This window comes from Pseudoalteromonas sp. S1608, assembly GCF_005887265.1.
Lineage (GTDB): Bacteria > Pseudomonadota > Gammaproteobacteria > Enterobacterales > Alteromonadaceae > Pseudoalteromonas > Pseudoalteromonas undina.
Genome location: NZ_PNDK01000010.1, coordinates 1 through 10855, shown reverse-complemented (window position 1 = coordinate 10855; position 10855 = coordinate 1). Strand labels below are relative to the sequence as shown.

Genomic DNA, 10855 nt, shown 5'->3' with positions numbered 1-10855 from the left:
GATAGTAGTACAGTACGAGGATGAATATATGAGATCGCCGGAGGCGATCGAGTCGGGCTTTTTTACGTCTGCAGGATAGTGCAAGTATTAGCCGTCAGCTATCAGCTGCACAGCGTTAACCTGACCATCGTAGCGAGGGTTGAGTATTACGAAACCCATGGGCAAAATAGCGCACCGACTCTAAATACAAGCAAGCCCGATTCAAGAGTCGGACTTTTACGGGTGTAAAGGAAGCATTCTTAAAACAGACCATAGGCTTCAGTTTCTTGCTCTTGAGCGCTGCTAGATGGTTCAAGCTCTTTGGGCTTAAATATTGCGCTAGGATCAATAAGTACACTATGTTTATCAGCGAGTTTGATCAGTCCATACATCATGCTTCTTGTTTGGGGGTCAATATCAAAACCAACTTCGGTAAGCTTATCTAGTGGTTTAATATCTTCTTGTTTATATTCAATATTATCTTCAACCTTATCAACTAATAGGCCTACATGAGGGGTCATGCCATCTTTAGTGGTAAACACAATAATAGGTTTATAATCTAAAGTGATTTGTTCTATTGCAGAGTCGAATAAACGCTCTAGGTGAATAAGATCATGTCGCCTTATAATCTCAAGTTGAGTACTAACTTGTTTGCTGTTGCCTTTTTTATATGCATCTATTGCACTGGTCAATTTGTGTAGAAGCGATTTAAACGGGTTATCAAAGCGTGACATAGTATTTTTTAATTCATCGTTATCAGTTTTAAACTCCGTATAAAACTGTTCAAAATCAGTAAGCTCATACTGATTCGCCTTTAACGAGCTTTGCGAAACGAGTAGTTCTTGCTCTAATTTATTAAACCAAGCAATTAGTTGTTTTTGCCAAGATTTAAGTTGCTTTAAAGCATCTAAATTACTGCGCTCAGTAGAAACTCCATTTAAAATGATTCCAAGATCAAATACAGGGGTTGGGATCCCCATATAATCTTTAACGCCCAAAAAGCTTTTATTATCGTTAGGTAACACCGTGAGGTTATTATTAAATTGTTCCGTTAATAAGATATCAAGAATCTTAAGTGAAATGGTTTTATAACCCACTTTAAAGTTAATTAAGTCCATAGTTTCCTCACATACTTAGTTTGTATATTAAGGATAGAACAATATTTGGAAGGTACTTATTTATTCACATAATAAGAGCGATATACATTACGTTTATTTTCATTTTTTGTATCAATAAAAAACTTTTTGATTATTTTATCATTTGTTAACAGTGAATTAAGCTCTTTCATTAGGCACGAGTGTTTAAGCGGTAATTTGCAGTTTGCTGCAGCCCTACTAAATGCCATCGCATTAATATAACCTTCAAAATGAAGACGGTTGGGTTTTGTAATCTTGTTTGCTTGCATATCGGCCAAAAATTCATTACAAAAATCATCATTACATGTGAGTGGATTAGGAACAATTTCTGTAACCATAATATGTGAGGGTGTGGTTACTTCATCAAATAAGTCAAAGCTAGGTACAAAAGAAACACTGGTATAGTCTGGGGTAAAATTCTTCGCATGTGCACTGTTTATAAATTCACCAAGTGGTGCGTAGGTGCCAACTAAACAGATAGCTGTAACCCCACTGGCTTGTAAGGCATTAAGCGCTGATGCTACATCATGACTATTACGTTGATAACGCGCGACTTTTATAGGCGACAGATCATATTTTGTTAGTTCTTTCCTTAGCCCCGATTCTACGTACAAGCCAAACTCATCTGCTTGAATAAATAGCCCTATCTTTGTATGTTTGCGCTCCTCTACTAAGTATTTAATTTGCTCTGCGGCTTCGTCATTGTAGCTTGCTCTTAAATTAAATATGTTAGCGCGTGATTTATCATGTAGGAAGCTTGCCCCGCTAAAAGGCATTAAGAACGGAATTTTTGATTGCTCTAGTAAAGGTATAATAGCATGGCTGGTTGGGGTGCCCATGGCACCAAACAATGCATCGACTTTGTCGGAATAAATAAAAGTACGGGTATTATTAACGGTTTGTTTTGGTTCGTAATTATCGTTAGCAACTAGAAGTTGTACCTGAGCGCCGTTTATTCCGCCAGCATTATTAACCTTGTTAAAGTAAATGCTACTGCCTTTATACAATTGTTGACCAATATTTTGAGCCGGTCCGCTTAGTGCTGTAGACATGCCAAGTTTAATAACTTTGCTATTATCTTGCTCTGCAAAGGCTGAAGGCTGTCCTAGGGCTATTGCAATGAGGGCAATACTAAGGTGTATTATTATGCGAAGTGCGTTCATACCAGTTATTTACAGCCTTTTTTAATAATATATTAAACGGCTTTATGCCATTCACACCTAACTCGGTTTGGATATTTTTAGGTTTCCAATTTTGTAATACTAGCCTAATAAAAACAGATTGGAAATTATCCTCATCATTTGGCAAGCTAAGAGGAGATGCCCAAAAGCTTCGCCATAGTAAAGGTGTAATATTAAATAGCTGATAGTCACTTGTTAACATAGACTTTAATCTTGATTGATCAGCTATGCTATTGGTATGAGTATTAAAGCGTGAAACAATTTTTGCTACCAGTTTATAATCTAGCTGACTAAAATGGCTGAGCAACTGCAAAGGAAAATCAGCTTCGAACTGGGCTGTTAATTGTTCTAGTAGTTGGTCATTTTTAGTTAAGCTCTTAATAACTAATGCGCTATGTTCACCCGTTGCCTTATCTTTTTGAAAACCCAGCTTAACCAAATTAAAGTCATTATTTTGCCAAAAACTAAGTAATTGCGCATTAGCACCAAAGCTAGCACCAAACCAATCACACTCGTTCTGTAATTGCTGTTCACAGTAATGAAGTAATTGTGTTCCTAGGTGCTTATTGTGCTGCTCTGGGTCAATGGCAATTCGCACCACGCGAGCGCAGTATTGTTTTAATACCTCAGGGTTAAAGCTTAATTGTGCAAGGCTTTGCGCCATTAAGTGCCCTTGAGGGCGGCGCTTACCTTGCACTACTTCATCACTCAACGATGTAGTAAAGCCACCTTCTATCGCTACTAAACACACACCAAGAATATTATCACCTTGTTGACAAACAAATAGGCGTTGCCCAGCGGCATCTAGTAAGTGACGTAAGTCATTCACACTGGTTTGATAATGTGCCAGTGTTAGTAAGCCAACAACTTGATGAAGCAGTGGCTCGTCGTTAGTAAGTTGATTTGCTTGCAGATGCTTAAATTGTAGGGGAGCAGTATTCAAACTAGCGCTGTGATGTTCTGCATCCAAAGCTAAGAGTGTACGAAGGTGCAGCTCTAAAGGATCGTGCTTTGCAAAACGGATTGGCTGCTCAAGACTGATGCTACGCATGTTTTTAAAATGCGTTTTGAGGTAACGAGTAAACTTTAAAATATAACCGCGACCATTACCTTCATAGCCAATCATAGTGCTTGAAAAGACCACGCGAGGATAAAGGTGAAGAATTTTTATGAGAATTGGAACAGGGATTGCTGCTGCTTCATCAATTAATAGCAAATCGCACTGCGGTTGTTCGTTCAGTAGTTGATCAGGCGCCACATAGTGCATGTTTGCAATGTGTTTATCGCCAGCTCGATAATCTATATCAAGCTCACTCGCTAAGTGCTTAAAACTACTGTGCAAAGCACGAAATTGCATAGAGCAAATAAGTATGTTTTTATCGCTGAGTTTACTTGCTGCAATACCTAATGCGGCTGATTTTCCTCTTCCCCGATCTGCATTAATTAATAATGGTCGATTTGCTCGTCCGTTTGCCGTTTTTATTATTAATTCAATACACTGTTGTTGCTCGGTAAAGTCAATTTCACCAGTTGATAGATTCGTATCGGTAATACACTGCCAACCATTTTGCTGGCTAAAATGCAGTAAAGTAGTTTTGCTTAGTAAGTGAGCTAAGCGTTGGTTAAAAAAGCTGTAAGGGTGCATTTGCCCAAAAGATTGAAATAAGGGAAGGGCGTCATCACACCAGTTTTCAAGTTCTTTAAGTTCGGGTAGCAATATAATTAAAAAGCCACCTGCTTGCACAACGCCACTGAGCGCGGCTAGTTTATCTGGCACCAGCCCACTGTAGCCATCGTACACAGCATGGGCGCACTCTTGTCCTAAAATTTGGTGGGTATGCTCTGGCCAATGTGCATTAATTAAATGAGTGCTTTTTGACAGTACAAAAGAAGGGTGCTGCAAATGAGCAAGCAACTGAGTACATTGCTCATAACACCAGTTTTTATCGCCTGTAAGCAGCAACAACTGGCGATGTTTCGCATTCGCTAGTTGTTGCTGTATACGCTCTACAACGTGGTTAAACGGCTTGTAATCTTGCATAAGCTGTTACTAACCACTTACTGCCTAAGTCGTCAAAGTTAACTTGTACGCGAGATTGTGCGCCACTGCCTTCGTAGTTGAGTACGGTGCCAATGCCAAACTTTGCATGCAGCACGCGTTGACCTAAGTTAAATCCGCTTTCTTCAAATGCAGCATGGCTAACCGATGCGCTAAAGCGACCGGCTGCAGGCGGGCGAGATACTTGTGTTTTAATGCGAATTTCTTCTACGCAGTCTTCGGGTATTTCACGTAAAAAGCGCGATGGGCTGTGATATTTCTCTTGGCCATATAAACGGCGGCTTTCGGCATGGCTTATATAGAGCTTATCCATAGCGCGGGTCATACCCACGTAACAAAGACGGCGCTCTTCTTCTAAACGGCCGGTTTCTTCATTACTTTGCTGAGATGGAAACATACCTTCTTCAACACCGACCATAAACACTAAAGGAAACTCCAAACCTTTAGCTGAGTGAAGCGTCATCATTTGTACGGCGTCTTCATGCTCATCGGCTTGGCCTTCGCCAGACTCAAGTGAGGTATAAGCTAAAAAGCCTTGTAGTGGCGAGCTAAACTCTTCCTCTTCAGGGAGTTCATACTGATCGCAGGCACTAATTAATTCTTCTAAGTTTTCTACTCGAGCGCGGCCTTTTTCGCCTTTTTCAGCCTGATACATAGCCATTAACCCTGAGGTTTGAATCGCGTATTTAGCTTGCTCATGCAACGTTAAGTCACTAATTTTATCTTCAATATGCTCAATAAGTTCGACAAACTTTGCAACAGCTCCTGATGCTCGACCCGATAAATGCTGTTGTTCTACAATGGCTTTAGCAGCATACCAAAGCGGCAAAGATTCAGCGCGAGCGCAGTCACGTATATGGCTTAATGTTTTGTCGCCAATCCCACGGGCTGGGGTATTAATTACACGCTCAAATGCGGCATCATCTTGGCGGTTACCCACTAAGCGTAAGTATGAGAGGGCATCTTTAATTTCTTGACGTTCGAAGAATCGCATACCACCATAAATTCGGTATTTTAAACCTTCTTGTAGCATCGCTTCTTCAAGTACCCGCGATTGCGCATTACTACGATACAAAATAGCCGCATCCTGTAGCGCATTTCCGGCATTTAGCCAGCTGCGTAATTTGCTACTCACAAAGCGCGCTTCATCTAGCTCGTTAAAGGCAGCATAAATAGAAATTGGTTCGCCGTCGTTACCGTCAGTCCACAAGCTTTTACCCATACGCTCGGAGTTATTTTGTATAAGTGCATTAGACGCTTTAAGAATAGTGGCAGTCGAGCGATAGTTTTGCTCAAGGCGAATCGTCTCTGCATCAAAGTCTGTTAAAAAGCGTTTGATATTTTCAATTTTAGCGCCACGCCAACCGTAAATACTTTGGTCATCATCACCTACAATCATAATACTACTAGTGTCGCCCGCAAGTAATTTTAGCCATGCATACTGAATAGTATTGGTATCTTGAAACTCGTCTACTAGCATGTGTGCGAAGCGCTGCTGATAATGACGAAGCAGGGTTGGGTTGTTTTTAAGAACCTCATAACTACGTAGTAATATTTCAGCAAAATCAACTAGGCCCGCTCTATCACAAGCTTCTTGATAGGCTGCGTAAACGCGCAGCATCATTTGCTCGTTAATATCGTATGCCTGAATATCTTTAGGGCGCAGAGCTTCGTCTTTTTTAGCGCTTATGTACCAACCAAACTGTTTGGCCGGCCATTTTTTATCATCAATATTCATAGATTTTAACAAACGCTTGATCATACGAAGCTGATCGTCAGAGTCTAAAATTTGAAAGGCTTCAGGTAAATTTGCTTCACGGTGATGTGCCCGTAAAATTCGGTGCGATAAACCATGGAAAGTACCAATCCACATGCCGCCAACAGGGGCTTTTAGAGTTTCTTCAACCCTTGAACGCATCTCTTTAGCGGCTTTATTGGTAAAGGTTACCGCAAAAATACTGTAGGCAGAGGCTTGCTCTACTTGCATTAACCAGGCAATACGATGAACCAATACTCGAGTTTTACCTGAACCTGCTCCTGCTAATACCAGCATGTTTTGTAATGGCGCTGCAACGGCATCGCGTTGTTTATCATTTAAGCCATCGAGTAATTCTGAAACGTCCATCGTTACGCCTTTTTAATCAATAATGAGAGCAGTATAACAGGTGTTTTTGTTAGGCTAAATAAAATACTGTTTTTATAAACAGCTATTTATAAAATAGGTATTTAAGTTGTTGAATAGTGAACAGTATAAACTGAGCAAGTAACTAAAATAGCTATTTAAAATTGCTAATTTGACTTATTTTTGGCAAAAAATACTAAAGCGATGAATTCGTAATAATTTAACTGTATGATTTGTAAGCCTTAATAAATTGGCATAAAGTGTGTAAGTATAAATAATAAGTACAAATACAAAATTAATTAAACTACAGAGGTTAGTATGTCTCAACAAGGTTCTGGCGGAAATGTAATAGCCGCTCTATGTAATATTTTTTTCCCGGGTTTAGGGCAGTTGGTGCAGGGTCGTATTTTATCGGCGCTGGTGTTTGCCATTTTGGTTTTTGGCGGTTACGCGTTATGGTTCTTAGTTGTTCCAGCTATTGTTGGAGCCGTATTCCATTTATGGGCAATTATTGATGCTGCCCGCTATCGCTCAGGTGGTTAGCTGTATTGAGCATACTTTAATAGCGCCTTGCGGCGCTATTTTTGTATCTGGCTTGCGTTATTCATAACTGACTAGGTTATAATCTGTTGTAATTAGCAGTACTGGAATAAAGTTATGGAATACCAATTTATTCGCGACCCTATTAGTGGGTTAAGAATTAAAATAAGCAGCGAGCATGCGATTATAGGCCGTTGGTTAAATGAAGAGATAGGCAAAGACAAAGTGGCTATGGTGCTGGCGCTTATTAGCTCGGTGAGTTCAAGCTTTGAACCGTTAACACTTAAAGGCCAAGAAATTGACCTGATCCTTTCTAAAGATGAAGCGTTATTTGAAGCGCATGCGCTGCATCAAGATAACGAAGATATATTAGCCTACCAAGATGACGAATTAATGCTTGAAGAGAATGATTTAAGCAGCGGTTGTGGTTTTGAAGACTTTGTTGACCTGATCAACTCATGGCATGAGTTTTCGGCTGGTCGTTAAGTTATATTATCTGTATTATTACCCTAATTATAAATCCAACAGTGGAACCAATATGTCTGCGAATTTAAACAAGCTAGTTGTTATGCTAGAAATGCAAAATGCCATGAATACTAAAGTACATGAGCAATGGTTTAGCCAAGGCTTCGAATGGTACAGAGCTATTTGGGTTGAATGTGCAGAAATGTTAGACCATTACGGTTGGAAATGGTGGAAAAAACAAACACCAGATACTGAACAGGTGATTTTAGAGCTGGTTGATATTTTTCATTTTGGCTTATCGTTGCGTATTGACGGTGAGACTAGCTACGAGCAAATAGCAACAAAACTACAAGCCGAAATGAGTGCACCACAACAAGGTGATGACTTTAAACAAACGCTTGAATTACTAGCGGCCAGTGCTGTTGCCAATAAAACCTTTGATGCAGCCGCCTTTTCTGGTTGTATGGCGCAAATAGGCATGGATATTGATGATTTATACCGTGGTTATGTAGGTAAAAATACGCTTAACTTTTTCCGCCAAGATCATGGTTACAAAGATGGCAGCTACATTAAAGTATGGCATGGTCAAGAAGATAACGAACACTTAGTAGAAGTAGTTAAAAGCCTTGATACTGAACATGCAGATTTTGCAAAACAGGTATATCAAGGCTTAGTAGCGCGTTACCCAAAAAGCTAATTATATAATAGCGCGGTAGTCGGTTACGCTTAAGTAATCGCTTATATCGTTATGTGGTTGCTGGCTATTAGGGTTAGCAACCGCAAGTAAATGCTCAATGCCGTATTCTCGTGCGGCATGTAATACCGGTAAACTGTCATCTACAAATAAAGTGCGGCGTTTATCAAACCCTAAGTCCTCTTGCACTTTATGCCACAAGCTTTGTTGCTCTTTACTTACTCCATATTCATGAGTCGATACCACCCCGTCTAAATAGTTATCAATAGCGGTATGTTCAAATTTAAGCATGACGCATTCAGGATGGGCATTAGTCAGCAAAATGAGCTCTTTACCTGCTCGTCTAAGTTCAGTTAAAAAATGCGGAACGTCTTCACGAATTTTGATTAAGTGGGCAGACTGGCGCTTTAGTTCGAGAATAGGTAAGTTTAGCTGTGCTTCCCAATAGTCAGAGCAGTACCACTGAATTTTGCCACTCACAGCCTGATAGCGTTTTAAGATATCTGCGCGGGCTTCCTCAAAACTGATATTTTGAGCCAGAGCATGTTGTTGGGGTACAACATTGAGCCAAAATTCAGTGTCGTAATGTAAATCAAGTAAAGTTCCATCCATGTCGAGTAATACAGTATCGATTTTTGACCAGTTGAGCATGATGTATCCTTATGAAAACTACTTTTTGAAATGAATAAGTTGCGATGAAGTAGATTAATGAACTTTGTTAATTGAGTTATTAAGGTATAAATCCGACAATGTTATATTAAGAGCGTATTCGTAGCCTAAAATAAAGAATTAACCTTAGCTAAACCCGAGAATTATTTGCTCAATTAAATTGCTTTTAATTCAAACTGAAACTCGCATCTTATACTCATTTGGGTATATGATTAGTATAACTGCAATGATAGCAAATTGATGCCCATGACACAGAAAAAGCACCCAACACCACCACAAATTCTCAGTAATAATGTTGTCGCTAAAAGTCGCTTATTTACTGTGGAGTCTTTAGAGCTTAAGTTTTCAAATAACGAAGAGCGTCAGTATGAGCGAATTCGCGGCGGTGGTCGTGGAGCCGTTATGATTGTACCTATGACCACTGAAAATGAGTTATTACTGGTTCGTGAGTATTGTGCAGGCACCAATGACTATCAGTTAGGGTTTCCCAAAGGGCTCATTGACCCAGGTGAAACGCCTGAACAGGCTGCAAACAGAGAGCTCAAAGAAGAAATTGGCTTTGGCGCTGAATACTTTAAACCGCTTAAAACGGTCACTATGGCACCGAGCTATTTTAACGCAACCATGCATATTTTGTTTGCTAAAAATTTATATCCTGAAACCTTACTAGGCGATGAGCCTGAGCCCTTAGTGGTTGTGAAATGGCCACTTTCACAGTGGCAGTCGTTATTAGAACAACCTGACTTTACTGAAGCACGTAGTGTTGCGGCTCTGCTATTATTAGATAAGTATTTAGCCTCAGGAGACATTAATGAATAAACTTCTAGAGCCATGTATTGAGCTTGCGCAAAGTGCAGGGGATGCCATTATGTCTTTGTATAAAAAAGACGATATTGGTCAGCAAGAAAAATCAGATAATACGCCAGTAACAAAAGCAGATTTAGCTGCAAATGATGTGCTCGTGGCGGGTTTAAATGCGCTTGCTCCTGACATTCCAATTATGTCAGAAGAAACCCCCATTCCAGCGTTGCAAGATAGACAGCATTGGCAACGTTATTGGTTGCTTGACCCAATGGATGGCACCGGTGAATTTATACTCGAAAGTGGTGACTTTGCCGTTAATATTGCATTGATAGAAAATAACCACCCAGTGTTGGGGGTTATTCATTGGCCAGCAAAGGGCGTGACCTATTATGCAACGGCTAAAAATGGGGCATTTAAGCGTGAAGGTGAGCACGATAAACAAATATTTGTAGCACCGCCCGAGAGTTTAACTTTGGCTGTAAGCCGCCGCCAAAAAATAGAAGCAGTTAGCCAGTATCTAAATGCGCAATTTGCAACGGTGGCTTTAGGTTCGTGTTCACTTAAGGCGTGTATTGTTGCTGAGGGTAAAGCAGATTGTTTTTTAAGAATAGGTCCTACAGGTGAGTGGGATACGGGTGCATCGCAAGTTATTGTTGAAGAAGCGGGCGGCTGTATTACCGACGCTGAATTTAATCCTTTAACGTATAACCAAAGAGAAAGTACAGAAAATCCGGATTTTATTGTTATGGGTCATCCCGACTGGGAGTGGCAAAAAATGATAAATCCACATCAACGATTACTGTAAATACCACTGTTTGATGGGTTTTTGTTCACTTAAACGCTTTTAATTAGTAAAACCTTGCATTATAGGTTTATTCCTATATTATAGCGCTCTCTTCGAAACAGGCTTGTGAATAACACAATACTGTTACTAAGAAATTACAGGCGCGGGATGGAGCAGTCTGGTAGCTCGTCGGGCTCATAACCCGAAGGTCGTCGGTTCAAATCCGGCTCCCGCAACCAATTTTTTTAGAAAATTAGGTACTGTAAAAACTCAAGCTTAAGAGTAAAAATTAAGTAGTCGATAGACTTTAAATATACAGGCGCGGGATGGAGCAGCCTGGTAGCTCGTCGGGCTCATAACCCGAAGGTCGTCGGTTCAAATCCGGCTCCCGCAACCACTGAAATAAAGTGTATGAGTATGTC

The 10855-nt window shown here is 40.2% G+C and carries 10 protein-coding genes and 2 tRNA genes; 7 read left to right on the top strand and 5 right to left on the bottom strand.

Annotated elements, in window-relative coordinates; all coding sequences use genetic code 11:
- Nucleotides 1-239: 239 nt before the first annotated feature.
- Genes CWB75_RS04680 through uvrD form a run of 4 tightly spaced genes read right to left on the bottom strand, consistent with a single transcriptional unit; the run spans nt 240 to nt 6480 of the window.
- A complete protein-coding gene (locus CWB75_RS04680; RefSeq protein WP_138570017.1) occupies nt 240-1097 on the bottom strand; it encodes a chemotaxis protein in 858 nt (285 codons plus the stop codon).
- A gap of 56 nt (nt 1098-1153) precedes the next feature.
- Nucleotides 1154-2278: an ABC transporter substrate-binding protein gene (locus CWB75_RS04675; protein WP_138570016.1), complete on the bottom strand. Its 1125-nt coding sequence runs from the start codon at nt 2276-2278 to the stop codon at nt 1154-1156.
- The gene (locus tag CWB75_RS04670) at nt 2247-4337 is read right to left on the bottom strand and encodes a GNAT family N-acetyltransferase (RefSeq protein ID WP_138570015.1); all 2091 of its coding nucleotides are present in this window, start codon (nt 4335-4337) and stop codon (nt 2247-2249) included. The genes CWB75_RS04675 and CWB75_RS04670 overlap by 32 nt, the downstream gene beginning before the upstream one ends.
- Entirely contained in the window at nt 4315-6480 is a 2166-nt protein-coding gene (gene uvrD, locus CWB75_RS04665) for a DNA helicase II (protein ID WP_008108265.1), read from the bottom strand. The genes CWB75_RS04670 and uvrD overlap by 23 nt, the downstream gene beginning before the upstream one ends.
- Nucleotides 6481-6795: 315 nt before the next feature.
- Here uvrD and CWB75_RS04660 point away from each other — a divergent pair, with 315 nt between their 5' ends.
- From CWB75_RS04660 to CWB75_RS04650, 3 genes are all read left to right on the top strand, one after another.
- Nucleotides 6796-7020: a hypothetical protein gene (locus CWB75_RS04660; protein WP_054202800.1), complete on the top strand. Its 225-nt coding sequence runs from the start codon at nt 6796-6798 to the stop codon at nt 7018-7020.
- Nucleotides 7021-7134: 114 nt separating this feature from the next.
- Nucleotides 7135-7503 (top strand): YacL family protein, encoded by a 369-nt coding sequence (locus CWB75_RS04655; RefSeq protein ID WP_008108271.1) that lies wholly within the window; start codon nt 7135-7137, stop codon nt 7501-7503.
- A 52-nt stretch (nt 7504-7555) separates the two neighbouring features.
- Complete coding sequence (locus tag CWB75_RS04650) at nt 7556-8179, top strand: dUTP diphosphatase (RefSeq protein WP_138570014.1); 624 nt, start codon at nt 7556-7558, stop codon at nt 8177-8179.
- Here CWB75_RS04650 and yrfG read toward each other — a convergent pair whose 3' ends face one another.
- Nucleotides 8180-8827: a GMP/IMP nucleotidase gene (gene yrfG / locus CWB75_RS04645; RefSeq protein WP_075169517.1), complete on the bottom strand. Its 648-nt coding sequence runs from the start codon at nt 8825-8827 to the stop codon at nt 8180-8182.
- A gap of 264 nt (nt 8828-9091) precedes the next feature.
- On the opposite strand from yrfG, the gene nudE reads away from it, so the two are divergent.
- From nudE to CWB75_RS04625, 4 genes are all read left to right on the top strand, one after another.
- Entirely contained in the window at nt 9092-9664 is a 573-nt protein-coding gene (gene nudE / locus CWB75_RS04640; protein WP_008108276.1) for an ADP compounds hydrolase NudE, read from the top strand.
- Nucleotides 9657-10454 carry a 3'(2'),5'-bisphosphate nucleotidase CysQ gene (cysQ, locus tag CWB75_RS04635; protein ID WP_008108277.1) on the top strand — a complete coding sequence of 266 codons (798 nt, stop codon included), beginning with the start codon at nt 9657-9659 and terminating at the stop codon, nt 10452-10454. Before nudE ends, cysQ begins: the two co-directional genes overlap by 8 nt.
- 141 nt (nt 10455-10595) lie before the next feature.
- Nucleotides 10596-10672, top strand: a tRNA-Met gene (locus tag CWB75_RS04630).
- Nucleotides 10673-10753: 81 nt separating this feature from the next.
- Nucleotides 10754-10830, top strand: a tRNA-Met gene (locus tag CWB75_RS04625).
- Nucleotides 10831-10855: the final 25 nt, after the last annotated feature.

Excerpts from the sequence above, each read along its gene's own strand:
- CWB75_RS04680 (WP_138570017.1), bottom strand. The coding sequence starts at position 1,097 with ATGGACTTAATTAACTTTAAAGTGGGTTATAAAACCATTTCACTTAAG.
- CWB75_RS04675 (WP_138570016.1), bottom strand. The coding sequence starts at position 2,278 with ATGAACGCACTTCGCATAATAATACACCTTAGTATTGCCCTCATTGCA.
- CWB75_RS04670 (WP_138570015.1), bottom strand. The coding sequence starts at position 4,337 with ATGCAAGATTACAAGCCGTTTAACCACGTTGTAGAGCGTATACAGCAA.
- uvrD (WP_008108265.1), bottom strand. The coding sequence starts at position 6,480 with ATGGACGTTTCAGAATTACTCGATGGCTTAAATGATAAACAACGCGAT.
- CWB75_RS04660 (WP_054202800.1), top strand. The coding sequence starts at position 6,796 with ATGTCTCAACAAGGTTCTGGCGGAAATGTAATAGCCGCTCTATGTAAT.
- CWB75_RS04655 (WP_008108271.1), top strand. The coding sequence starts at position 7,135 with ATGGAATACCAATTTATTCGCGACCCTATTAGTGGGTTAAGAATTAAA.
- CWB75_RS04650 (WP_138570014.1), top strand. The coding sequence starts at position 7,556 with ATGTCTGCGAATTTAAACAAGCTAGTTGTTATGCTAGAAATGCAAAAT.
- yrfG (WP_075169517.1), bottom strand. The coding sequence starts at position 8,827 with ATGCTCAACTGGTCAAAAATCGATACTGTATTACTCGACATGGATGGA.
- nudE (WP_008108276.1), top strand. The coding sequence starts at position 9,092 with ATGACACAGAAAAAGCACCCAACACCACCACAAATTCTCAGTAATAAT.
- cysQ (WP_008108277.1), top strand. The coding sequence starts at position 9,657 with ATGAATAAACTTCTAGAGCCATGTATTGAGCTTGCGCAAAGTGCAGGG.